Consider the following 24,591-nt stretch of genomic DNA (forward strand, 5'->3'; position numbering starts at 1 on the left):
TCGCGCCCATGAACACACCGTGCTGCCAGTCGAAGGACTCGGTCACCAGCGGGACCGTCGACTTGCGACGTCCACCGAACAGAATTGCCGAGATCGGCACACCCTTCGGGTCGTCCCATTCGGGAGCCAAGGTCGGGCACTGCGACATCGGGGTGCAGTAGCGCGAGTTCGGATGCGCTGCCTTTTCCTCCGACTCGCGATCCCAGTCGTGGCCCTTCCAGTCGATCAGGTGATCGGGGTCGCCTTCGAGACCTTCCCACCAGACGTCGCCGTCGTCGGTGAGAGCAACGTTGGTGTAGACGGTGTTGCCGCCTTCGACGGTCTTCATCGCGTTCGGATTCGACGACCAGTTGGTGCCGGGGGCAACGCCGAAGAAGCCGAACTCGGGGTTGACGGCGTAGAGCTGGCCGTCGTCACCGAACCGCATCCAGGCGATGTCGTCGCCGAGGGTTTCCGCACGCCAGCCGGGAACGGTCGGCTGGATCATGGCGAGGTTGGTCTTGCCACACGCGCTCGGGAACGCGGCCGCGACGTAGAACGACTTGTTCTCCGGCGAGATCAGCTTCAGGATCAGCATGTGCTCGGCGAGCCAGCCCTCGTCGTGGGCCATCGCCGACGCGATACGCAGCGAGTAGCACTTCTTGCCGAGCAACGCGTTGCCGCCGTAGCCCGAGCCGAAGCTCCAGATTTCGCGGTCTTCCGGGAAGTGGGTGATGTATTTAGTCGAGTTGCATGGCCAGGGCACGTCAGCCTGACCGTCTTCGAGAGGCGCGCCGACCGAGTGCAATGCCTTGACGAACGGCTTGTCTGTGCCGAGCTTCTCGAGTGCCGCAGCACCCATGCGGGTCATGACCTTCATCGAGACGACCACGTACTCGGAGTCGGTGATCTCGACACCGAGCTTCGGGTCCTCCGCACCGAGCGGGCCCATGCAGAACGGGACGACCCACATCGTGCGACCGCGCATCGAACCGCGGTACAGCTCCGACATGGTCGCGCGCATCTCGGTGGGATCGATCCAGTTGTTCGTCGGGCCTGCGCCCTCGGGAGTGCGCGAACAGATGTAGGTGCGCGACTCGACACGAGCGACGTCCGTCGGATCCGACAACGCGAGGAACGAGTTCGGCTTCTTGTCAGGATTGAGCTGCTTGAAGGTGCCTGCCTCGACGAGCTGGGCCGTCAGCCGGTCCCATTCTTCTTCGGAACCATCTGCGAATACGACGCGTGCGGGTTGGGTGAGCTCGGCGATCTCCTGGACCCACGCCAGCAGCTCTTTGTGCTGAGTAGGAGGCTGGGCTGAAGCTCCGCCCGTTGGGCCGTCGACACCTGGAATGGTCGCTGAGGTCATCAAACTCTCCCTGAGGTGGGGCCGGAACCGGAGCTTCGGCGCTGGCTGGCACCGCATCCCCAGTTTCCCCCTGTCGGCGGGGGGCTACCCGTTTCGTCCGCTCTTACAAACTTCGTGAAGCGGTCCTGCACGGGGCCGGGGTTCCTAGCCCTAGAGGTTAACGTGTGCTACGCCAACCGCAGAATCGGGTCGTGTCCGATTCTCGACCTTTTGTTTCAACGCCACGCCGACCGGTTTGCACCGGCGAAAATTATTCGCCCAGTTTACCGTTATCAGTGCGTTTCCAGTGCGTCTCGCCGTCCTCAGAGTGGTGAAACTCCCACGCCGCGAAGTCCCCGTCGGTGTCGACGATGGTGAGGTGATCGGCGAAGCCGTCGAGATCGGTATCGGTCGCTACGACGAGGGCATCGTCGGTGTGAAACGTCCCCGTATCGAGGGTGCCGTCGGCATCGATGTCGTGGCCCGGAGTGTCGAGTTCGACCGCACCCAAGTTCTCCAACGGGGTCGACGCATCCGTCAGCTCCGGAATTCCCGGAAACTCGTTCGACTCGATCATCAGTGTGCTCCCACGGTCGGCTCCCAAAGAACGGCTCACAAAGGTCGGCTCACACTGTTCGACGCACGCCGACCCGTCGCGGTTCCATCTCGGCTGGAGGCTGTGCACCGAGAACGTCCAGATCCCGCTCACACGAGGCGAGTTGAGCCGTCGTTCGTGCGTTGAGCTGCCGTATTTCGGCGTCGATCCGCGCAACCTCCTGGTCGATGAGGATCTGCCGCGCCGAACTGTCCCGCACCACACGATCGGCGAGGTCGGCCTCCGCACCGACGACTGCACCGACGACCCGTTGTTCGAGCGCAGATTTGAGCGTGACAAGCACGTCGGCTGTCCATTGCCGCAGATGCGCACGATCGGCGACCAGGCTGCGTGACCTCGTGAGCCACCAGGCGGCGAACCCGCCGAGCAGCAGCGTGATCGGAATGCTCGCGATGTCGAGAGCCGGGACGATCGACAGCGGTGCGACGGCCAACCTGCCTATCCCGAACCCTGCCGATGCGCCGACCAGGACCATCATTCTGTCTTCGATCCCGTGCCGACGAGGCTCGGGTCCGGCACCGAGGTCGGGCGCGGATGGCAATCGCAGCCCGTAGCTCGACGCGTCTCCCGATACGCCTGTCGGTTCGAGTCTGCCGAGTACTGCGCTCTGCACGGCACCGACCCTGGCCACTACGGACTCGTCCGTCTGCGCGACGACCGAAGTGACGATGCTGTCGAGTCGCCCGGGAAATTCCGCCACCTCGGTGCGGTCCGCACGCTCGATCTCGGTTCGCGCGCCGACGTTGACCGACCTCACCCGATTACCGACCTCGTGCAGCAGTTCGTGCCGCGCCAACTGGATCTGGCTGCGCAGTATCGCCATCGACTCGACACGGCCACCGTCACGACGTGCGACTAGCGCGGTTCGCTCGTTCCGCAGCGCTGCCGCCTCCGTCGATGCGCGGAGGTCGGCAGCCTTCGTGGCGATACGACGTCGGGCCTCGCCAACAACGGCAGTAGTCGCGTGCCGCAGTTGCAGCGCACGCGCCGACGCAGGATCGGCTCCGAGCACGCCGCCGAGCTCGCGCACCAGATCTGTCGGCGCGGATTCGCCACCCACCGGCCAGATTCGGGCATCGCCGAAGCGTGCGGTGTGCGCCCCCAGAAGCCTGATATTGCGATCGCGAACGATCCGCCAATCCGCGTGTGCGTCGATTCCGGTCAACGCGAACACGACCGGCTGCCCGGCGGCACTCGACCGTGTGACAAGTTCGAGTTCGGTACGGCCGATCGGCGCGGCAGCGTCGAAGCGAACGACGAGCACCGACGCCGCCTCCGGCGAATCGACGAACCGCAATCCGGGGTCGGCCTTGGCGAGTTCGTCGTGCAACACACCGTCGACGTCTCCGACGACTGCGACGCGACCGTCTGTTGCGGAGGTATGTCTGATCGCGACGAGCTGATCGACGCCTATCGGATGCCAGCGTTGCAACACTGCTTCGACGGCCGGGGAAACGAGTTCGTCGAGCTTCGGACTCCGATCAGTCATCGCGCACCGCCCTCGCCCACGACCGCACGTAACCGTGGTGGATCCGCAACGCCGCGCGCTTGCCTGCCCCGGTCGGATCGCTGCGGGTGTCGCCGGCGTCGGCGAAGCCACGCCACCACCGGGCGAGCTGCAAGGCCTGCTCGTCGTCGACGGGATCGGCGAGTTCGTGCTCACCGACAACAGCCGCGATACCCGGCGAGGCCCAGGCTCCGACGAGCCCGATCTGCGCGGCAACATCGGATCGCAGAAAGTGCTCGATCTCGTCGCGAGCCGCGCCCTCCAACGCACGAGTCGCGAGCCGTTCGAGGTCGTCGATCAGCCTCGCCCCACGTAACGCCTGAGCTTGTCGACGTTGCCGCTCGAATGCCGTCTGCAGACCGCTCGCACCACTCGCAGCGGCGAGAATCTGCGTCAGCGTCCGAGCGCTGGTCTGCGGGTTCCTGCGCAACACATCGATCGCGATGCCAACTCCGAAGGTTCCCCAGCGCTCGAGCAGCGCCGGATCGCCGTCTGCACAATTTCTGAGCATCGCGAGTTCCGCTGGTGTGACGGCACTGCTCGCAGCGGTGATTGCTACGAGCGGAAGTGTTCGCACACCGAGCGCATCGGTGCATTCGTTCTCACGTGCCAACACTGTTGCCAAGGACGCGCCGACCGCATCGGCTTTGTTCAGGACGACGAGGCCGTGGCCGACCGGAATCGCTCGGACGGCGGCTCGATCCGCAGGATGCATCGAGGCAGCAAGGACATAGAGGACCAAATCGCCGTCCAGCGTCGGATCGGGTGTCGCGGGGCTGTCGACAGGGTCCGACTCGACGGGGTCGAACCCGAACGGCTCTGCCCGTCCGGCGAGCAGAGCTCGGATCACGCTCGATCGTCCCGTGCCCGCACGACCGGCAACCTGCACTGTCAGCGGTCGTTGATACCGAGCGACCGACTCGCTGAGTTGATCCGCAACCGATGCGTCGACGCGCTGGACCCGCTCGACGAGCCGATCGAGCCCGTCGTTCGACGGCCCGTGGTCGGGCAGGCCGACATCGGACAAGCTGTAGCCGGACAAGCTGTAGCCGGACAAACGTTCCCCCCAAAGCACCCGCGTTCTGCGGAATCCTCCCAGAAGTCGAGGAAACGTGTGCATTTGCCTGCTCACCTGGACGGCGACAGGCTTGCTGGGAGGAACATCACAGCGACGACGACGGCTGGACAGGCCGTCGGTTTCACGTCGAAACGCCGCTTTTGCCCAGCGTGAGGCGGACGAACTGGTCGATCTGATCTGAAACGTCCCAATAACAACTTCAGACCCTTGTGTCACAGCAGCGGTTTATGCGTGACAATGGTCGAGTGAACGACGCCGAACAGATCGCGACGCGGGGCTCACGGCTGCACCCTCGAGTGACCAGTTTTCGGTCGCGCCGCGGCGCGCTGACCGAGACTCAGCAGCAGAGTTGGGACCGAATGTGGCCGCAGATCGGCCGCGATGTCGGTGACGAACCTGTCGACGTCGCTGCCTGGTTCGGTCGCGACGCACCGCTGATCATCGAAATCGGATCGGGTACAGGCACCGCAACTGCGGCAATGGCAAGGGCAGAACCCCACGTCAACCTCGTTGCCATCGAGGTCTATCGGCCCGGGCTCGCGCAACTCGTCCAGCAGATCGAGCGCGAGGACATCCCCAACATCCGTTTGCTCCGCGGCGACGCCGTCGACGTTCTCGAAAACATGCTTGCCCCCGATTCCCTTACCGGCGTTCGAGTCTTCTTCCCCGATCCCTGGCCGAAGGCCCGTCATCACAAACGACGACTGCTGCAACCGCCGACCGTCGCACTGATCGCGAACAGGCTGCAGGCCGGCGGAGTGTTACATGTCGCAACCGACCATGCGGAATACGCCGAATACATCGCCTCGGTAGGCAATGCTGATCCCCATCTCAGCGCACTCGATTGGGATTCGCCCATGACACACGAGCGCCCTGTGACGAAGTTCGAAAGCAGAGCTCATCGCGTTGGAAGCTCCATCACCGAGCTGATATGGGGGAAGATCAGGTCATGAGCATCAGCGAAGCGCCGCCGGACCCCGTCCTTGGAGTCGCAGATGTCCTGGGTGCAGAGGGTGGCCTGCCGGGCGAACTGCCCCGGACCAACCGCACTGTCCGACGGGTTCTGCTCGTCTGGGACGCTCCCAACCTCGATATGGGCCTCGGTGCGATCCTCGGTGGCCGACCGACCGCCGCATACCGACCCAGATTCGACGCCCTCGGTCGCTGGCTGCTCGGCAGAACAGCAGATCTTTCCAACGGTAAGAGCGCATCGCTCGAACCGGAAGCAACAGTTTTCACCAATATCGCCACCGGCAGTGCCGATGTCGTCCGGCCATGGGTCGAGGCGTTGCGCAACGTCGGTTTCGCTGTCTTCGCAAAACCCAAGATCGACGAAGATTCCGATGTCGACTCCGACATGCTCGCCCACATCGAGTTGCGTGCCCGCGACAACGGTCTCGCCGGAATCATGGTCGCCTCTGCCGACGGCCAGGCTTTTCGCGAGCCGCTCGAAGCAATCGCCGCGACCGGCGTTCCCGTTCAGGTGCTCGGATTCCGTGAGCATGCCAGTTGGGCTGTCGCATCCGACATCCTCGAATTCATCGATCTCGAAGACATCCCAGGCGTATTCCGCGAGCCGCTTCCACGCGTAAGCCTCGATTCGCTGCCCGACGAGGGCGCGTGGCTGCAGCCGTTCCGGCCGCTGTCCGCTCTGTTGGCGTCACGTTCAGGAGTTTCATAGTGTTCGCCGGTTGGGGCCGCTTGGTCTACAAGCTTCGGTACACCGTCATCGGTCTGATGGTCGCGGTCCTGCTAGGGCTCGGCGCCTACGGCCTCGGTCTCGAAGATCATCTGAGTCAGAGCGGTTTCGACGATCCTGGGTCGGATTCTGTTGCGGCGGCTCAACTTCTGGACAAGACCTACGGACGTGATCACAATTCCGACGTCCTCGCGCTCTACACGGCACCGCCTGGCAAGACGATCGACGATCCGCAGTTCGCACAGGCCATCCAAAACAATCTGAACAGCCTGGTCAAAGACCATCCCGACCAGATTCTCAAGGTCAACGTCTCGTACTACCCGGTCGAGGGTGCGATCAACAACCCGCTCGCGGCCGACAAAGAGAAGCAGCATGCGGTCGCCAGCATCGGCATCGTCGGCAATACCGACACCGAACTGACGCAGAACTTCCAGAAGGTCAAGAGCAACTTCTACATCGACGGCGTCGACGTCCAACTCGCCGGTCTGCAGCCGGTGTTCGGAACGATCAACGACACGATGCAGAACGACATCCACCGCATGGAACTGCTCGCAATTCCTGTTGTCGGTGTCCTGCTCTTCTTCATCTTCGGCGGCATCGTCGCGGCAGCACTCCCGCTGATCGTCGGCGGCCTCACCGTTGTCGGTGCGTGGGGCGTCGTCCGCGTCATCACGATGTTCACCGAGGTCAACGCCTTTGTCTCACCCGTCGTCTCGCTCATCGGACTGGGTCTGGCGATCGACTACGGACTATTCATAGTCAGCCGCTTTCGTGAGGAACTTGCCGAGGGTTACAGCACCGAGGACGCCGTCAGACGGTCGGTGATGACGGCAGGGCGAACAGTTGTGTTCTCCGCGACGATGATCGTCGCCAGCCTTGCCGGTCTGCTGCTGTTCCCGCAGGGCTTCCTCAAGTCCGTCGCCTACGGTGCCATCGCCACCGTCAGCTTGGCTGCACTCGCTGCGATCACGGTCCTACCTGGCATTCTCGGCATCCTCGGGCCACGAGTAGACGCGTTCGGCCTCAAGCGTTTCCGCAAGACCAAGACGGCCGAAGAGGTCGAGGCGAGCTTCTGGGGACGCCTGACCCGATTCGTGATGAAGCACCCGCTGAAGGTCGCGATCCCGATCGTCATCGGCCTGCTGCTGCTGATCATTCCGGTGAATGCCATCAAGTTCGGCGGCATCAGCGAGAAGTATCTGCCACCGGACAACGAGACACGCGTCGCGCAGCAGCAGTTCGACTCGCTGTTCCCCAACCTGCGTACCGAGCCGATCAAACTGGTCATCACCGGTGCGAACAGCACTCAGGTCACGGACATTCTCAAGGAAGCCAGCAATGCGCCCGGGTTGGTGCAGAAGTTCACGCTGAATCCGCTGTCGCCGGCCAAGGACAACGTCTTCAGGTCCGAGGCAGGGCTCGAGGACCGCAACGTCGCGACCCCTGCGATCGACTATCTGCGCAGTATGGACGTTCCCGACGGCGTGAAGGTCGGTGTAACCGGCACCCCGGCGATCGAGGCGGACAGTGTCACAGCGCTGCTCGATCGAATGCCACTGATGATCATCCTTGTCGTTTTGTCGACGACCCTGTTGATGTTCTTGACGTTCGGGTCGTTGGTGTTGCCGATCAAGGCCGCGTTGATGAGCGCGCTCGGTCTCGGGTCGACACTCGGCATTCTGACCTGGATCTTCGTCGACGGTCATGGCTCAGGAATCTTGAACTTCACGCCGGGGCCGGTGAGTTCGCCAGTCCTTGTGCTGATCATCGCCGTCATCTACGGCCTGTCGACGGACTACGAAGTTTTCCTGCTCTCGCGAATGGTCGAAGCGCGTGCGATGGGGGCAAGCACTACCGAGGCGGTCCGCATCGGTACCGCGCACACGGGCCGAATCATCACGGCCGCCGCGTTGATCCTGATCGTCGTCACCGGCGCGTTCGGCTTCTCCGATCTGGTGATGATGCAGTACATCGCCTACGGCATGATCGCTGCGCTGATCATCGACGCCACTCTGATCCGGATGTTCCTTGTCCCGGCGACCATGAAACTGCTCGGTGACGACTGCTGGTGGGCTCCTGCGTGGATGAAACGCATTCAGGAGAAGCTCGGCCTCGGCGAACCGCTGCTGCACGAGCAGAACATTCCGCACGATGTGCCCGACGTCGGTCCCGCTGCGGCACCACATCCCGTCGGGCGCGCGACGCATCATCATCAAGCTGCGGCTCCGGAACCGCTGACCGAACCGCTACCGCGCATCTCGGCGACGCCGCCGGTCCGTGCGGTGCGGCCACAGCCCCGCGTGCAGAAGCCGACACCACCACCGGCGGACCGTAATTCGAGCGGTATCGAGAGTTGGCTCGCCGATCTGCGTGGTTCCACACCGCGTCCGACGCAATCGGGTTCCGCTGGACCGCTCTCCGATCGGCCGCAGCGACCTCCCGCGAGCATGGGCGACAACGGCGCGAGCACCCCGCCTGCGGCGGATCCGCCGAGCGACGACCTCGACGACGACACTGGCCGGCACCGTCGCAGTGCCGACCATCCAGCCGTCAGTGTCAGCGAGCTGCTGGAGCGGGAGAACCGTCACTAGCCTGTTGCTCGGCCAGTTCGGCCGCGCTTTCGCGCTCCGCGAAGGCCCGTGCGTACTTGGTGCCTGCGACCAGCAGTAGCAGCCCGACCGCAATGAAGGCCGAGACTCGGAACAGGCCGTCGAGGGTTGCCAGGTCGAAGAGGAACAGCTTCGCAATCGCGGCCGCGCACAGCGCAAGCCCACACAGCAGCGTGAGGTGTGCGTTGCTGCGAACCCGCAGTCCGCGCATCAGGACGAGTGTTGCGACGATCATCCAGGTGATCGTTGCGACGCAGTGTCCGCCGATGAACCCGTCTCTGCCTGCAATCGCGACGCCGGCTGCGACGGTTGCTGTGGTCATCGCATAGAGACCAGCGAGCCCGGCGATGAAGGTCACCGGCTCGACAGTGGACTTCGCCACGATGCCGGAACGTTGACCCACCCACACCACCAAGACGAGAACTGCAATGGCAGCGGCGCCCGCGAGGACAACCGAGCTGCCCAGATTCTCGACCGCACGGCTCGCCGACGCGACGCTGTCGGGTGAGGCCTGTGCGAGATAGGCGAGACCGGCGACGACGGTGAAGCCGAAGCCGATCCCGTAGGCGACCTTCGACCGCAGCCGATCCGATGCCGCGATGAATCCGGCGGCAACGACAAGGAGCGCGATCGCGAGCGTGTTGCGATCGGTTGCCGCGAACGTGGTCTGCAGCAGGGCGAGTACGGCGACCGTGACTGCGGCAATCCTGGTGTGCGCGGCGAACATCGGCAGCGCAGCAATGAGCAGAAGCACAGCGGCGAACGGCGCTTCGATCGCCACGACGATGGGACGGTCGAACAGGGCGCTCGTGAACAGCAGCGGCAGTGCGGCTGTTGCGAACATCGCGCTACCAAGAACGTCGACGCTGCGGCGACTGTAAGGGACGACTGCTGCGATGCCGACCAGTGCGACGACGATGCTCGACGCGAGCAGCCAGTACTCGTTGCTCGAATCGGAGTCGACGACGCTCAGTGCGATGGCGAGCAACAGGGCGAGTACCACCGGAATGGTGCGTGCCGCTTCGAGATAGGGCCACGGACGAACCAATTGCACTGGATAGCAGGCGATCTGGATGACGATGAGGAATCCGATGAGAACGAGTGTGATTCCGTCGGTGACGATCGGCGCAAGCACGGCAACTCCGACGACGACGAGCAGCGCCAACGACTGCGACTGCCATTTAGCCGCAAGCGCAACACCGAAGGCCCCGACCCCGAGCGCGACGAGCAGCCCGAGCGGCGGAACGAGCCAACCGTAGATCGAGGTCACCGCCATCACGTCGAGGTACGCACCTGCGATACCCGTTGCGGCCAAGGCGATGCCGCCGACCCGGCCGCCGGTTCGCCCGAAGACACGCGCTCCGATTCCGACCAGCACGATGGACAGCGCCGCTCCCGCTGTGACACGAGCGACCGGTCCGAAGAAGCCTGCCTGCGCGGCGATCACAAGCAGCATGACCACGCCGATCAGCGTGACGCCTGCACCCGCGACAGCGAGCAACTTGCTGATCACGCCGTCGCGCTGCCACCACGGCGTACGCGGCGGGAGCTGTGGACGAGGTACAGCCCGCGCGGGTGACTGCTGCGCGCCCGGTGACCAATACTGCTGGGGCGGTGGTTGCTGCGGCCGATACTGCGGCAGCGGTTGCGGTGGCCGGTACTGGGGCGCGGGTTGTTGTTGCTGCGGCGGAGGTTGTTGCTGCGGCGGCGGCGCGAAGCTTGGTGGCGCAGGCGGTGGCGCGAAGCTTGGTGGCGCAGGCTGGGGCTGCGCAGGCTGGGGCGGGGCAAGCGGGGCCGGCATTGTTGCCGCGTCCAACTGCGTCCGCAGTATCGCCAGATTTCGGCCGACGTGGCCGAGTTGCGCGCCGAGGGATGCGAAATCGTCGGACAGCCGCGTGACGAGTTGCGGATCGACGAAAGGCGACCGAGGTGATGTCATAACACAAGACTCGTCCATCGACCGCTCGAGCAGATGAGTATCCCTACTCAGGGTGGGTAGGGAATTGGACCTGAACTGCGGGTAATCAGTCCGACTGACCGAGCAGGCGTCGCCAGCCGGTGCCGAAGGGATGTTTGGCGGTCACCGAGCCGAAGCGCATTCGGCCCCGGACAACGAGGTGCAGCGCGCCGACCGGCGGACCGGTTCGGACCTTGTTGTTCGCGCTCGCGCCGACGAGGTCGAGCCCGTTCATGTCCACCGTCGCGTTGGGCGGAACGATCAGGGAGACGCTACTGGCGAAATCGTCGACGATGACCTCGACGATCTGCGTCGAGACGACTGCCTCGGTGAAGTCGAGGGTCACGCTCGACATCTTGGTGCTGACGAACAACGTCGCAGGCACATGCCACTGCCCTTTGCGCGAGAGTCCCGACATTCGGCCGCGGACGACGTCGCGTTCACCGTGCGCGACCGCGGGCTGCGGCTGCTGTGGACCCGAGTTCGGTTGCGGGGCGGTGTACCCACGATTGGCTGTCTCGGCACCGACCAGGCGCACTCCAGGCAGATCGACCAGCACTATGTTGAGCTCGGCGCGCGTTTTCGCCGCAAGCGCGGTGTCCATTCGTTCGGTGAATTCGCCGAGCGACAGCATGCCCTGCCCCACCGCGCTCTGCAGTATCCGCCCGACGTGTTCGCGTTCGGCGTCCGATACCCGCAAGTCTCTGGCGTCCATAAATCCAGAATAGGTGTTATTCGAGACCTTGCTCGATTGCGTAGCGCGTCAGCTCGACTCGGTTGGCGAGCTGCAGCTTGCGCAACGTCGCCTGTACATGGTTTTCGACGGTGCGGTGACTCAACGTCAGCCTCGTCGCAATCTGCTTCGCACTCAGGCCTTTTGCGACCATCCGGAGCACCTCCGTCTCCCGCTCGGTCAGGGCCGGAACTTCGGGTGTGCGCTCGTCGGCCGGTGCCGTCGCCATCCGCCGATACTCCCCGAGCACCAAACCTGCCAGCCCAGGGGTGAACACCGGTTGACCTGCCGCGGTTGCGCGAACGGCGTCGATCAGCTCCGTGGCCGACGCGCTCTTGACGAGATAACCCGACGCGCCGGCTTTGATCGCATCGAGTACGTCCTCCCGTTCGACGGACGCGGAAAGCACAAGGACGCGACTGTTCGGCGACACGTCGAGCACCTTCGCGGTTGCCTCGGCGCCGTTGCCGTCGATGAGCTGCATATCCATGAGCACGACGTCTGGTTGCACGGCAGCCGCTCGGCGGCTTGCCGTGCCGACGCCGTCTGCTGTCGCCACGACGGTGAACCCCGCAGCCTCGAGGTCGCGGGACACTCCGTCGCGCCACATCGGATGATCGTCGACAACCATCACAAACACCTGATCCGCTTCAGCCACGTGTGCCACCCTTCCGCTAACGATGTTTGCCGATGTCCGTCGTCTCTCGGGGCACCGTGAATTCCCATTCTGTCCCGCCGCCCGGCTCGGTCACCAGCGTGGCGGTGCCACCGAGCGCTTCGACGCGCCCACAGATCGATTTCGAAACACCGAGCCGCCCTTCGGCTTCGGCCTCCGCCAGCCGGCCGGCGGCGATCCCACTGCCGTCGTCACGGACGCTGAGGATGATCTCGCTGCCCATATCCTCCAGCAGCACATACGCTTTCGCGCCGGCTCCGGCGTGGAGTTCGACGTTCGACAGTGCGGTCGCAACCGCAGCAGCCAACTCGGTACCGATGAAGCGTCCGACAAGCACCGGATCGGCAGGAGTGGACACCGCAACCAGCGGCCGCGCTTGCGATCGCAGCAGCGGACACAGATCGATGGCGCCACCGCCCGCGTCGGACTCCGCGCCTGCGCCCTGTTCCGAGATCAACATCCGAAGGGCGACTTCCTGTTCACCAGCCTTGGCAGCGAGTTCTGCTGCCGGACCGCCTATTTCGGCGCCGCGTCGCTGCACGTAGGCGAGCACCTGCAGCACCCCGTCGTGGACTTCACGAGCAAGTCGCTCGCGTTCCTCGGTGGCTGCGGCGAGCCGGACAGCACGCTCGAGTTGCCCGTGCGCACGGGTGGCCGCACTCGATGCCAGCCCGATGGCCAGCCCTACCGAGACCAGCATCGGTACCGTCGCGTCACCGCCCAGTTCCAGGGTGATGCGTTCCTGCACACCGAGACTCAGCAGTGCGACAGCGAGGCCCGACACCACGCCGATCCACGGTCCGCACAGGATTGCCGCGGAAAGCACCGCGTTGGCACCCCACAGCGTCGTCGGCAGCGTCTGGTTGCTTGTGTACCAGTCATGATCGGCGACAAGCTTGGTCGCAAGCATCAGCCCAGCGACGATCACCTGGTCGGCGACCACGATCCACCAGCGGGGTACCGAATCGATACTCAACGCGAGAGCAGACACTCCGGTCCACACCGCCATCAACGCGAAGAAGAACCAGGCGAGACGCTGATTCGTATAGTTGTCGACCACGCTGAACTGGTAGGACGCGGCGTAAACCAAGGTGAGCAGCCGGAACGCTTGCGACGCTCGCCAGAGTGGCGCAACAGGATCGGCCTCCACGCCCGTAACGGCGCGCAGGTTCAGCTTGCGGCGCTCGCGCCCGCGGTGCAGCCTGCGCTCACCCCTACCCTGCTGGTTCATCGGGTTTATCGGGCTTGTCAGGCTCGTCGGGTGTCGCCGCGAACGATGGACCTGTCACCATATCGGCAGTCTGCTCCTCGAAAACCTCGTCGGGCTCGTCGGCGAGCAGCGACCTGATGGCGGTGTTCAAGAAGGCGACGAGCGGAACGGCGAACAACGCGCCTGCGATGCCCGCAACGACGAGGCCCGCGGTGATCGCAAGAACAACGGCCAGCGGATGCACCCGGACCGCGCGACCCAGCAGAAGCGGCTGCAGCACATGGCCTTCCAACTGCATCACCGCGACGATGATGCCGAACGTGATCAGAGCAGTGAGTAGGCCCTTGGTCACGAGGGCGATGAAGACGGCGACGAAACCGGCGACGAAAGCGCCGATGATCGGAACGAAGGCGCCGATGAACACCAGTGATGCCAAAGGCAGCGCAAGGGGCACACCGAGTATTGCCAGTCCCGCGCCGATACCGATCGCATCGACCGCCGCCACAGCGACCGTCGCGCGTACGAAACCGACGAGGGAACCGAAGCCCTGCCTACCTGCGACCCGAACCCGGCGACGCGAGTCGGTCGGCACGATTCGCGTCACGAACTCCCAGATCTGTTCGCCGCCGTAGAGGAAGAAGATCAGAATGAACAATGCGAGCAACGAACCCGTCAGGATTTCACCGATGACGGCCGCGGTCGTCAGTGCGCCGCTGGTCAGCGAATCCTGATTCGACTCCAGCGCTTGGCGCAGTGAATCGCCGCCGCTGCGGATCTGGTCTTCGCTGAAGTGCAGGGGCCCGTCGGTGAGCCAATTCTGGACCTGCTGGATGCTCGTCGAGAACTGGCTGACCAACTGGGGCAGACCTTCGATGAACTGCTCGACCACGAAGGTCAGAATGCCTGCGAGCACACTGATCGAACCGACGATGGCGACAACGACAGCCGCGGACCTCGGAACCCCTTGTCGTTGCATCCAATTCACCATCGGTGCGAGCATCGCGGCCCCGAGGAGCGCGATCGCAAGCGGAATCATCACCGTCGCGAGCTCTTGGACGATGTAGCCGATCGCAAGCAGTCCCGCGAACAGAACGAGCAACCGCCACGTCCATTCGGCGCCTACCCGAACCAGCGGATGCACCGAATCCGCATGCGATTTCGGAGCCGGTTCTGACGCGGGTACCTGGGCATTCATTGCGCCGAGCCTATCGGGAAAGACCATCACCGGGCGGTACGCACACCGGGAACGCTAAATTGGTTCCGTGTCAGCGCCACTCGAAGCGGTCAAACAGACGATGCATACTCGCTGGCCGCTCTATGTCGTCTCGATGGCCTTGGCAAACGGCTTCGGAGTACTGCTCGTCTACGCCTTCATTCAGCACGGCCTTCCCGTTCCCCAATCGTCGGCGGTGATCTCGGACCGCAGGCGTAGCGCGACGATCATCGCCGCCCTGCTCGGTGTCGGCGCGCTCGTGAGTTTGGGGTCGTCGGCGTTTATGCTCAGCCCGGTCGTGCGATGGCAGTTGCGGGGTGGTCCGCCGAGTCGGCGCGAACAGATGGCCGCGCTGCACGCACCGCTTCGGCAGGCGATAGTGCACTTGATCCTGTGGATCTTCGGCGGCACCGCGTTCGCGATCCTCGCGATTCCGAGTGCGCCGGAGTTGTCGGCAGCCGTGATCATGACCTACATCATGGGTGCGGTCATCGTGTTCGGCTTCTCCTACATGCTCGGCGAGCGCATTCTGCGCCCGGTTGCGGCAAAAGCGTTGAGCGAAGGCAGTTTCGACCGTACCCTCACTCCCGGCATCGGTACCCGGATGGCGATGACCTGGGGGCTCGGCACACTCGCGCCCTCGATCGCGATCGTGTTGCTGTGCGTCACGCAGATTTCGACGGACCTCGAATACTCGTCCAACTCGCTCGCTGTCGCCGTCCTGCTGCTGACGATCGTCGTGATCGTGCAGGCATTCGCGCTGTCGATGCTGACCAGCGGCAGCATTTCCGATCCCATCCGCCAACTCACCAGGGCCATCGACAAGGTGCAGGAGGGTGAGCCGGACGTTTCGGTCGAGGTGTTCGACGGTAGCGAGATCGGACGGCTGCAGGTCGGGTTCAACAGGATGATGGAGGAAGCGTCCGAGCGCAGAGTTCTACAGGAGCTGTTCGGCCAGCACGTCGGCGAGGACGTGGCGCGGCGTGCGCTGCAGTTCGGTACCGAGCTCGGCGGTGAGACCCGTTTCGTCGCTGTGCTTTTCGTCGACATGGTCGGGTCGACGGCGACGGCGGCGGAGCGACCCCCCACCGAGGTCGTCAGCTTGCTCAACGAGTTCTTCCGGATCGTCGTCGAGGTGGTCGACCGGCATCACGGCTTCGTCAACAAGTTCATGGGTGATGCCGCGCTTGCGATTTTCGGTGCGCCACTCGATCGTCCGGACGCGCCGACCGCTGCTCTTGCGGCCGCACGAGACATGCGGATCGAGCTCAGCAAAGTCGTCGGACTCGACATCGGCATCGGTGTCTCCGCCGGACTTGCCGTCGCCGGAAACATCGGCGCCGCAAATCGGTTCGAGTACACGGTGATCGGCGATCCGGTCAACGAGGCTTCGCGATTGACAGAGCTGGCGAAGCTCCAACCGGCGCGTGTTCTTGCGTCGAGCAGCGCACTGTATTTCGCGGACGAGGACGAGCAGAGCAACTGGGAACTCGGCGAAGAAGTGCAATTGCGGGGTCGTCGCAGGCGGACACACTTGGCGTCTCCGGTACTTCCCAGCTAGATCGCAGTACCTCGTTCGCTACTCTAAAGGTGTGGCACAGCCCGGACCTGACGCGCCCGATGCCGAGCCCGCGCCGAAGCGGGGCAGATTTCGGTGGGTCAAGTGGGTTGCCGGAATCGCATTGCTTGCCTTGTTGACCGGCGAAGCGATCTATCTGTGGCCACGGTTGCACGAATCGTGGAAGAGCCTGAGTGAGATCCATTGGGGCTGGTTGAGCGCATGTATCGCGGCGCAGGCCGTGTCGCTGAGCGGCTTCGGTGCATTGCAACGCCAATTGCTGCGGGCGGGTGGCGTTCCGGTCAGTCAACGTAAATCGGTTGCCGTCATCTACGCCAGCACCGCGATGTCGGTGACGCTGCCCGCGGGTCAGGTCTTCTCGACGGCGTTCTCCTATCGCGAGACTCGTCGGTGGGGTGCAAGTCCGATCGTCGCGTCCTGGCAACTCGCGATATCCGGCGTCATCGCGGCCTCTGGGCTCGCCCTCATCGGTCTCGCCGGCGCGATCGCGGTCGGTGGCTCGGTGAGTCCGTTCACGCTGATCATCTCGATCGGCGGCATGGTCGCACTGATCTACGCGGGTCAGTATGCCTCGACGCATCCGGACAGTCTCGAGCGCGCGGTCGGCTGGTTGGTCGGCAAGTACAACCGGATTCGCAAGCAACGGTTGGACGCCGGGATGAAGCGCGTTCGCGAAGTGATCGATCAAATCGAGTCGGTGAAGCTCGGCGTACGTGACGGCGGGCTCTCGATCGTCTGGGCGGTCACCCATCGTGGTGGCGACGTCGCCTGTCTGGCGTTCGCCTGTTATGCCATCGGCGCGGATCCGACGCTCGCCGGTTTGCTCATCACTTTCGCGATCGGCAAGGCGGTCGGGACTGTGCCGTTCGCGCCGGGTGGCCTCGTCTACGTGGACGCGACCTTGATCGCGACGCTGACCTCGGCGGCTGCTCTGCCTGCCTCTCAGGCCGTCGCAGCGGCGTTCGTCTATCGCGGGGTCAGCTTCATTCTGGTCGCGCTTGTCGGCTGGATCGTTTTCCTGTTCCTGTTCCGGCGGCATCAGCACGAGGACGTCGACTTCGCAGCGGAGCTGGAACGCCCGATCCGCTGACTCTTCGATCTACCGATTCAAGACCCAGGGAATAAAGCGGACCGCAGTCCGATTGAGGTATAGTATTAGTTGAAACCTCAACCACACAGGAGCAAATATGACCACCGCAACCACCACCAAGCTCGCAGCAGGCACCTGGAACATCGATGCCAGCCATTCGACTCTCGGCTTCTCGGTTCGCCACCTGATGGTGAGCAAGGTCCGCGGCCGTTTCACCGACTTCTCCGGCAAGCTCGTCATCAACGAAGACGGCACCGCCTCCGCCGAGGCCGAGATCAAGGTCGCCAGTGTCACCACCGACAACGAGCAGCGTGACGGCCACCTCCGCACCGCCGACTTCTTCCACGCCGAAGAGTTCCCGACCGCGACGTTCAAGTCGACCGGTTTCCGCGTCAACGGTGACGACTTCGTTGTCGACGGCGACTTCACGATCCACGGCGTCACCAAGCCGGTCTCCCTCGAGGTCGAGTTCAACGGCGTCAACGAGGGCATGGGCAACGGCCCGGTCGCAGGCTTCGAAGCAAAGACCACGATCAATCGCCGTGACTTCGGCATCACCATCGACATGCCGCTCGCCAACGGTGGCGCGGTTGTCGGCGACAAGATCAACCTCGTCCTCGAAATCGAGGTTGCAAAAGAGGCATAGGCGCTCCGCGCCTCGTGAGTCTTTTCGGAGGTCGGGACCACCGAAAAGACTCACGAGCGGCTTGCCGCCTACGCTTGTTCGTATGAAGCGGCACGCCCCTGCACTTGCTCTCGACGTTGGACTCGTTGTGGTTTTCTGCGTGATCGGTCGACGCAGCCACGACGAGTCCAACGCCATTTTCGGCCTGTTGGGCACGGTGTGGCCGTTCCTCGCCGGCCTCGGGGTCAGCTGGCTGGCCACGATCGCGCTGTACAGGGAGAAGTTCATCCCCGAACTGGTACTCCCGACCGGCATCCTCGTCTGGGTCACGACCGTCGTGGTCGGCATGGTGTTGCGCGCCGTCAGCGGTCAGGGAACGGCAACCAGTTTCATCATCGTGGCGACGACCGTGCTCGGGGTTTTCCTGATCGGCTGGCGCGCTGTCTACCGCGCGGTCGACTCGCGCCGGACTAGGGCTGAGGCTTCGACAGCGCGCGGAACATCCGAGTAGTCATCTTCGCGGCCTGATCGGAGCCGTCCGCATCCTGGATGAACACGGCGAACGCCAGGTCGCCGCGATTTCCGATCAGCCACTGATCGCCACCGTTGGACGCAGGATAGGCAGCCACATCCGGCATCGATCGCAGGCTCTCGAGGTCGGGAGTCTTTGCCGCGTCGCGCATCAGTCCACGCAACCGCTCGACCATGTCGGCTCGAAGCGGCTCCTGCTCGGTGTCCGCGGTGCTGGGTTGGCCATAGGCGATCATCGGTGCCGTCGGTGCACCGCGAGCGATCGACGCAGACACGACGGCCATTCCGAACGGACTGACCATAACCGCGTCCGACTTGGGCTTTCGCTCGCGAATACCTTCCATCCCGGACCCGTCGCCCGGCAAACTACCGGTGACTTCGTCCAACCCCGGCACGTCGAAATCGACGCCGATGCCGAGGTCGCTCGCTGCATCGAGGATGTCCGATGCCGAAACATTGCTCGGCGCTACACCTTTCATCGCAGCGGCGGCGTCGCGGAAAAGTTCGAGGTTCGAGCCTGCCGGAAACAGTCCGGTCAACGAGATCGGTCCGATATCGGTGGCGTAGCTGTTCTGCGCGACCGCGAGAACAGCGCCGGTCGACGGCTGAATCGCGACGATCGTCGCCGGTGTGCCGACGCTGACGACCGCATCTTCGGCAGCGAGCTGCAGCTTCGGATCGAGTGTTGCGGCGACGTCCGGGCCCGGAGGTCCTTGGAAGCCTGCCATCTGGATCGGCTCACCACCGCTGCGTTCGGAGATTCGTACTGCCCAACCCGAGGTCGCGTCGCGATTGGCCTGCCAGACGTTGCGGAGTCCGTCGAGAACTGGCGAGACGACGCGCCGGTCGGTTGCGATCAGTTTCGGCTGCTTTTCCAGTACGACGCCGGGGATCGGACTCAACTCGGGCTCGAGGATCTCGAAGTCCGCGTCACGCAGTGTCACCGCCGTGATCGATTTACCCTGTGCCACAACCAGATCCTGCAACAACGACTGCGACGTGATCAGCGGTGCGACCGGCTCGATCGCCTTCGCGAGTGCGGTCGTCGATGCGACGGGGTCCGGCATGTGCGCGGGATCGAGCCTGATGGCATTGATCGTCTGCTCGTCCATCAAGACCGCGCCGGAGGCGTCGACGACTCGGGGCGCCGCCGCATCCGTGCGGACGAGGTTGACGGCTCGACTGTGTCCGAGTTCGGGCATCACGACGGACGGCTCCCAGGAGATCCGCCAGCCGACGGCAAGTTTGCGGACACTTCCCGAGACGCTGTAGGTCCAGTTGCGGTCGCGGCCGAAATCCCAGACGGCGTCGAGGGTGAAGAAACCGGATGCCTCGTCGAGTCCGATGAACTGACTGACTTTGTAGTCGACGCTCTCCGGATGCAGACCGTCGAATATTTGCTGGATCGATGCCGAGGCTGCATTCGGGTACGACGTCAGCGACGCCGCACCGCCGACGTCCTGACTGTCGAGGGCCTCCGCAAAGTGCTCGACCAGCCGTTCGGCTTCGCTCGCTTCTCGACCGACGGCATACGACCCCAGGGTCGCTACCAATGCCGCAACCGCCACCGCGGCAGTTGCGCCGGTCACGCCCACCCGACGAGATATCTCAAACCCCATGAGTAACAATCTCCACTCTTGTCACATCAGTAACAAGCAACCGCGCCGCACGATGGCATCACAATATCGCCACGGAGTGAAGAACAGGCCAACTATCGTCGACAGGTGATCGAGCTGAATTTCGGCGCCGGCAACGACCGGTTGCTGGTCCCCGTGATGTGGTTGTTCGTCGCAGTACTCGTCACCTTCGTGGCGACGCGACTGGTCACGCGACACATTCGCGCCCGTTCGACTCGCGAACCGTCGGAGAGCACTACCGAGGTCGAGTCGGGAGCCACGACCGAAGTATTTCGCGACATCAACATCGGCGGTGTCCACATCCATCATCAGGTCTTCGGAATCCTGCTGATGGCCATCGTCGGGGTCGCACTGATCGCCACGACGCCCGAAGGCGCTGCCCTGAACATCTTTTCGGCCGCCTTCGGTATTGGACTTGCCCTCACCCTCGACGAATTCGCTCTGTGGCTGCACCTCGACGACGTGTATTGGAGTACCGACGGACGCAAATCGATCGACGCGATCTTCTGCGCATTGGCAATCACCGGTGTGCTCATCGGAGGCTCGGAATTTGTCAGCGGCACGATCGGCTCATCGGGTTGGTGGCTGTCGATCTGCTATCTGCTCATCGGGTTGGCGATATCGGTGGTCTGCATGCTCAAGGGAAAATTCGTCACCGGAATCGTCGGCGTCATGGTCGAACCGATCGCGATCATCGGCGCGCTGCGCCTCGCCAAACCGGATTCGTGGTGGGCACGTCGTCGTTACGCCACGAAACCGGCTCGGATGCAGCGCGCTCGGGCCCGATTCGGCGAAGAGTACAACGCCCGCTGGAACCGAATGCGGGACCTCGTCGCCGGCGAGCACGGCACAGGTACGTCCTAGCGCGCGCGAAACTGTTCCGATCGAAGGAAGCGGCCAGCGGCCTCCAAAGCCGGCCCTGAACTGTCGGCGTCGGAAACGAACACCGCAAACGCGACGCCGCCCACGATTCCGACGAACCAGCCGTGTGCAGGGCCGTTGCCATGTTCGGCGGTTCCGGTCTTGCCGCGCAGGTCGGGAATGTCGTTCAGAATCGTCGCCGTTCCGCCGGTGACCGTCTCTCGCATCATCGTCAGAAGCTCTGACGATATGTTCGCTGGAAGCTGGTCCGGCGTTTTGTCGCCGGTTCCCGGCTTCCCTTGGACGATCATCGGAGCGCGTACGCCGTTGTTGGCGATCGACGACGCGACGAGCGCCATACCGAACGGCGACGCCGTCACCTTGCCCTGACCAATGCCGGATTCGACTCGCTCCGCAGGTGTGTCGGCCGGAGGAACCGAGCCGGTGACAGTCGTAAGGCCGGGGGTGACGTAGTCGACGCCGAGACCGAACTGCGCCGCGGCCTTGGTCAACGCATCAGGCGGAAGGGCGACAGCGAGGCGCCCCAACGTCGTGTTGCACGACCGCGCGAACGCGGTGTGGAACGGCACCTGGCCGAGGTCGAAGTTCTCGTCGTTCGGGATCTGCCGACCTTCGATGTTCTCCGTGCCGGGGCACGGCAGCACGGTGTCCGGCGTGACAGTCCCCGCTTGCAACGCGGCCGACGCAGTCACGGTCTTGAACGTGGAACCCGGCGGGTAGAGCCCGGTGAGGGCGATCGGACCTTGGGCATCGGCGGATGCGTTTTGTGCGACGCCGAGAATTCCGCCGGTCGACGGCTCGATCGCCACGATCGCTGCAGGCTGCTGAATGGGAGCGAGCGCAGCTTCGGCAGCGACCTGCAGGTTCGTGTCGAGTGTCGTCGCGATGTCCGGCGTTGTCTTGGCGTCTTCGCCGATCAGGCGCTCTGCGGTGCCGTCGGGTGCGATGGACGCGACCTCCCAACCGGCCGCTGCGTCGTTGGCTTCCTGCCACAGTTCGCTCAGCCCGTTGAACGCAGGCGAGGTGAGCGCGCGGTCGGCGGTGAGCAGCCGGGTCTGTTGCACGAGTTCGACACCCGGAATCGCAGCGAGTGCAGCCGAAATCGGTGTCGCATCCTGTTCGCGAAGAGCGACCGGAGTGATCGGTTTGCCTTCTGCCGCAGCAAGATCGGTCTGCATCGTCTGCGCGGTGACGGTCGGCGCGACGGGGGTGAGCAGCGCGGCTACCGCAGCGGTGTCCGCGGTCGGCGACACGTTGACCAGCGTCACGACCTGCTGCGTCAACAGATCACGACCAGCGCTGTCGGCTACACGAGCAGGTTTCGGATACGTCGCGCGGTAGATCAGTGAGCCGGAGTTGCCGGCTTCGAACGGTGCCAGAACGGACGGGTCCCAGGTGATCCGCCAGCCCTCGGCACCATCGGTCGCTGTCGCGGTTGTCGTGTACTTCCACTCTTTCGGCGAGTCACCTCCGCCGAGTTTCCAGTTGGCGGCAAAGGTGATCGTGTCGTCGTCGCCGGACGTTCCCGTCTTGTCGACATCGAACTGCACTTCCTTGCCGAGCCCGTCGTACATCTGGGTTATGGCGGTCGTTGCCTGGGCTGGGTCGGAGGTCAACGCTGCTGCGGCTCCCACATCGTCGCTGTTCAGCGCATTCGCGAACTGTTCGCCAAGCGTCTGCGGCTGGTCTGGACCGCTGTCGCCACACGCGGTGAGAATCATGGTCAAGCTCGCCCCGACGGCGAGAAGCGTTGTGCGCACGACCTCGATAATGCCCGAGACATCGAGCCGCGGGCATTATCGAGGATTCGTCGCGTTTCACGCCTGACGGGCTCGCCACCATTCGACGGTCTGCTTGATCGCCGTGTCGAACGGGGTCGGGCTCACCCCGAGGACCGCCTCGCTACGTGAGGAGTCGACCACGAACGGCTTGCTGAACTGATACGACGTCTCGGCGAGTTCCCGCGAATCCGTCGACACGACGCCGCCGACGTGCAACACCCAGGCCGGGATCGCCGACATCTTGGGAGTCGGCACGTCCCCCGCGCGGGCAACGGCTTCGATCAGCTCTCGCTGTGTCACCGCCGGTGCGGTCGGTGCGTGATAGAAGCCGTTCCACAGCTCCGGGTTGGTCGCCGCAGCGATCATCGCGCTCGCCAAGTCCGGGACGTAGGTGAACGAGTGCGGCATGTCGAGGCTGCCGATGACGCGCATCGTCTTGCCAGCCAAGACCGTTGGAATCATGCGCTCGCCTGCGTGCGACATCATCACGTGCGGACCGAAGAAGTCCGATGCCGCGACGCTGACGGTGTTGGTTGCGGACTCTTCGCGGGCGCGCAGCAGCTCGGTGCGGATGCCGAGTTTGCCTTTCGTCGCGTTGCGCGGAGTGTCTTCCGTGATCGGACCGTCGACATGGCCGTAGGAGTAGAGACTCTCGGGGAAGACGACGACGGCGTCGACCCGACCCGCTGCTTCCAGTACCGCCTGCTCGGCGACCGGCAACTCGGCCCGCCATGCCTTGGCTGTGTAGGCCGATCCATGAATGCAGTGGTAGACGGCCACCGCACCGTCGAAGGCGGCGGCAAGCTGCTCGGGCTTGGACACATCGGTCTTGCGGCGTTCGATCAGCGCGTGCTCGGGTCCACTGCCGGACCTGGTCAGGATTCGAACCTGATGGCCCTGTGCCGCCAACTGCTCGGCAATGTTGGTTCCGACCTGTCCTGCTCCGTTGACGACATGTATTCCGGCCATTTCGTTCCCCTGATCTCGTTTGTGAGCACTGCTCTCGGTTCGATTGCAAGCATGCACCCATTCCGTTCTCAAGTCAAGAGCACTGCTCTCTTTTGTTGACACCGCTCTTATCGACAGTGCAAGCTGACGCCTATGACCAGCACTCCACGTGAGCGTGCCCGGGTACAAACGCTCGAAGACATCACGCGGATCGGTCGAGATCATCTGGCCAAAGAGGGTGCTGCAGCACTCTCACTGCGTGCCGTCGCGCGCGACCTCGGCGTCGTCTCGTCGGCGGTCTATCGCTACGTCAAAAGTCGCGACGAACTGCTGACCCTGTTGGTCGTCGACGCCTACGACGAACTCGGCGACGAGGTGGACGCCGCACTCGCCGTCGCGCCGGCCGACGACTACCGAGAGCAGTTCCGCGCAATCGGCTGGTCGGTCCGCAGTTGGGCGCTACGGGAACCGGCTCGCTACGCACTGTTGTTCGGCAGCCCCGTCCCCGGCTACGCAGCTCCCGCCGAACAGACGACCGGACCGGGCACGCGCGTGATCACCGCATTGGTCGGCCTGTACGAACGCGCATACCGCAGCGGCAATCTGACGATTCCGACCACCGTCGCCGCACCCGCCGAGCTGCATCGCAGCTTCGCCGCGATCCGCACCCAGTTCGACCTCGAGGCTCCGGACGAGCTCATCGCCCGCGGCGTCTTCGCGTGGGCAGGGCTATTCGGCGTCGTGAATTTCGAAGTATTCGACCAATACGGACCGCATACGTTCAGCGACAAATCCGCCCTGTTTGCCCACCATCTCGAGGTGCTTCTGGAATCGATCGGTCTCGTCTGAATTCTCGGCGCAATCTCTGCGAGCGTCTTAACGGACAACCCCGC

The 24,591-nt window shown here is 64.0% G+C and carries 21 protein-coding genes; 9 read left to right on the forward strand and 12 right to left on the reverse strand.

What is annotated here, in order from left to right; translation table 11 throughout:
• From ACHIRB_RS09130 to ACHIRB_RS09145, 4 genes are all read right to left on the reverse strand, one after another.
• Positions 1–1,348 (reverse strand): phosphoenolpyruvate carboxykinase (GTP) (locus tag ACHIRB_RS09130; protein WP_395127673.1); only part of this gene is annotated, 1,348 nt, incomplete at its 3' end.
• 250 nt (positions 1,349–1,598) lie between these two features.
• Positions 1,599–1,904, reverse strand: a complete 306-nt coding sequence (locus ACHIRB_RS09135; RefSeq protein ID WP_395124606.1) for a DUF6802 family protein — start codon at positions 1,902–1,904, stop codon at positions 1,599–1,601.
• 49 nt (positions 1,905–1,953) lie between these two features.
• Positions 1,954–3,432, reverse strand: coding sequence for a hypothetical protein (locus ACHIRB_RS09140; RefSeq protein ID WP_395124607.1), 1,479 nt, complete (start codon positions 3,430–3,432; stop codon positions 1,954–1,956).
• Positions 3,425–4,507, reverse strand: a complete 1,083-nt coding sequence (locus ACHIRB_RS09145; RefSeq protein ID WP_395124608.1) for a hypothetical protein — start codon at positions 4,505–4,507, stop codon at positions 3,425–3,427. The genes ACHIRB_RS09140 and ACHIRB_RS09145 overlap by 8 nt, the downstream gene beginning before the upstream one ends.
• Before the next feature lie 248 nt (positions 4,508–4,755).
• Here ACHIRB_RS09145 and trmB point away from each other — a divergent pair, with 248 nt between their 5' ends.
• Genes trmB through ACHIRB_RS09160 form a run of 3 tightly spaced genes read left to right on the forward strand, consistent with a single transcriptional unit; the run spans position 4,756 to position 8,818 of the window.
• Positions 4,756–5,481: a tRNA (guanosine(46)-N7)-methyltransferase TrmB gene (trmB, locus tag ACHIRB_RS09150; RefSeq protein WP_395124609.1), complete on the forward strand. Its 726-nt coding sequence runs from the start codon at positions 4,756–4,758 to the stop codon at positions 5,479–5,481.
• The gene (locus ACHIRB_RS09155; RefSeq protein ID WP_395114399.1) at positions 5,478–6,209 is read left to right on the forward strand and encodes an NYN domain-containing protein; all 732 of its coding nucleotides are present in this window, start codon (positions 5,478–5,480) and stop codon (positions 6,207–6,209) included. Before trmB ends, ACHIRB_RS09155 begins: the two co-directional genes overlap by 4 nt.
• Positions 6,209–8,818, forward strand: a complete 2,610-nt coding sequence (locus tag ACHIRB_RS09160) for an MMPL family transporter (protein ID WP_395124610.1) — start codon at positions 6,209–6,211, stop codon at positions 8,816–8,818. The genes ACHIRB_RS09155 and ACHIRB_RS09160 overlap by 1 nt, the downstream gene beginning before the upstream one ends.
• On the opposite strand, the gene ACHIRB_RS09165 is transcribed toward ACHIRB_RS09160, so the two are convergent.
• The 5 genes from ACHIRB_RS09165 to ACHIRB_RS09185 all read right to left on the reverse strand — a co-directional run bounded on the left by ACHIRB_RS09165 (position 8,784) and on the right by ACHIRB_RS09185 (position 14,607).
• A complete protein-coding gene (locus ACHIRB_RS09165; protein ID WP_395124611.1) occupies positions 8,784–10,775 on the reverse strand; it encodes a DUF2339 domain-containing protein in 1,992 nt (663 codons plus the stop codon). The genes ACHIRB_RS09160 and ACHIRB_RS09165 overlap by 35 nt on opposite strands.
• An 85-nt stretch (positions 10,776–10,860) precedes the next feature.
• Entirely contained in the window at positions 10,861–11,508 is a 648-nt protein-coding gene (locus tag ACHIRB_RS09170; protein ID WP_395124612.1) for a DUF1707 SHOCT-like domain-containing protein, read from the reverse strand.
• Positions 11,509–11,524: 16 nt separating this feature from the next.
• Complete coding sequence (locus tag ACHIRB_RS09175; protein ID WP_395124630.1) at positions 11,525–12,157, reverse strand: response regulator; 633 nt, start codon at positions 12,155–12,157, stop codon at positions 11,525–11,527.
• 43 nt (positions 12,158–12,200) lie between these two features.
• Positions 12,201–13,433, reverse strand: coding sequence for a MacS family sensor histidine kinase (gene macS, locus ACHIRB_RS09180; RefSeq protein WP_395124613.1), 1,233 nt, complete (start codon positions 13,431–13,433; stop codon positions 12,201–12,203).
• A complete protein-coding gene (locus ACHIRB_RS09185; protein WP_395124614.1) occupies positions 13,417–14,607 on the reverse strand; it encodes an AI-2E family transporter in 1,191 nt (396 codons plus the stop codon). The genes macS and ACHIRB_RS09185 overlap by 17 nt, the downstream gene beginning before the upstream one ends.
• A 100-nt stretch (positions 14,608–14,707) precedes the next feature.
• Here ACHIRB_RS09185 and ACHIRB_RS09190 point away from each other — a divergent pair, with 100 nt between their 5' ends.
• The 4 genes from ACHIRB_RS09190 to ACHIRB_RS09205 all read left to right on the forward strand — a co-directional run bounded on the left by ACHIRB_RS09190 (position 14,708) and on the right by ACHIRB_RS09205 (position 18,430).
• Positions 14,708–16,186 carry an adenylate/guanylate cyclase domain-containing protein gene (locus ACHIRB_RS09190; protein ID WP_395114471.1) on the forward strand — a complete coding sequence of 493 codons (1,479 nt, stop codon included), beginning with the start codon at positions 14,708–14,710 and terminating at the stop codon, positions 16,184–16,186.
• A 31-nt stretch (positions 16,187–16,217) separates the two neighbouring features.
• A complete protein-coding gene (locus ACHIRB_RS09195; protein ID WP_395124615.1) occupies positions 16,218–17,294 on the forward strand; it encodes a lysylphosphatidylglycerol synthase transmembrane domain-containing protein in 1,077 nt (358 codons plus the stop codon).
• A 97-nt stretch (positions 17,295–17,391) separates the two neighbouring features.
• Positions 17,392–17,940, forward strand: coding sequence for a YceI family protein (locus ACHIRB_RS09200; protein ID WP_395124616.1), 549 nt, complete (start codon positions 17,392–17,394; stop codon positions 17,938–17,940).
• Between the two features lie 82 nt (positions 17,941–18,022).
• A complete protein-coding gene (locus ACHIRB_RS09205; RefSeq protein ID WP_395124617.1) occupies positions 18,023–18,430 on the forward strand; it encodes a DUF3054 domain-containing protein in 408 nt (135 codons plus the stop codon).
• On the opposite strand, the gene ACHIRB_RS09210 is transcribed toward ACHIRB_RS09205, so the two are convergent.
• Positions 18,390–20,069, reverse strand: coding sequence for an NTF2-like N-terminal transpeptidase domain-containing protein (locus tag ACHIRB_RS09210; protein WP_395124618.1), 1,680 nt, complete (start codon positions 20,067–20,069; stop codon positions 18,390–18,392). The genes ACHIRB_RS09205 and ACHIRB_RS09210 overlap by 41 nt on opposite strands.
• A 105-nt stretch (positions 20,070–20,174) precedes the next feature.
• Between ACHIRB_RS09210 and ACHIRB_RS09215 the strand changes: the two genes are divergently transcribed.
• Positions 20,175–20,951: a hypothetical protein gene (locus ACHIRB_RS09215; RefSeq protein WP_395124619.1), complete on the forward strand. Its 777-nt coding sequence runs from the start codon at positions 20,175–20,177 to the stop codon at positions 20,949–20,951.
• Here ACHIRB_RS09215 and ACHIRB_RS09220 read toward each other — a convergent pair.
• Together ACHIRB_RS09220 and ACHIRB_RS09225 are read right to left on the reverse strand one after the other, a co-directional pair.
• Entirely contained in the window at positions 20,948–22,690 is a 1,743-nt protein-coding gene (locus ACHIRB_RS09220) for a penicillin-binding transpeptidase domain-containing protein (RefSeq protein ID WP_395124631.1), read from the reverse strand. The two genes, ACHIRB_RS09215 and ACHIRB_RS09220, sit on opposite strands and share 4 nt — an antisense overlap.
• Positions 22,691–22,786: 96 nt before the next feature.
• On the reverse strand, positions 22,787–23,719 hold the full coding sequence (locus ACHIRB_RS09225) for an NAD-dependent epimerase/dehydratase family protein (RefSeq protein ID WP_395124620.1): 933 nt from the start codon (positions 23,717–23,719) through the stop codon (positions 22,787–22,789).
• A 132-nt stretch (positions 23,720–23,851) separates the two neighbouring features.
• Here ACHIRB_RS09225 and ACHIRB_RS09230 point away from each other — a divergent pair, with 132 nt between their 5' ends.
• Complete coding sequence (locus ACHIRB_RS09230) at positions 23,852–24,547, forward strand: TetR/AcrR family transcriptional regulator (protein WP_395124621.1); 696 nt, start codon at positions 23,852–23,854, stop codon at positions 24,545–24,547.
• Positions 24,548–24,591: the final 44 nt, after the last annotated feature.

It is taken from the genome of Antrihabitans spumae, assembly GCF_043944905.1.
GTDB classification, from domain to species: domain Bacteria; phylum Actinomycetota; class Actinomycetes; order Mycobacteriales; family Mycobacteriaceae; genus Antrihabitans; species Antrihabitans spumae.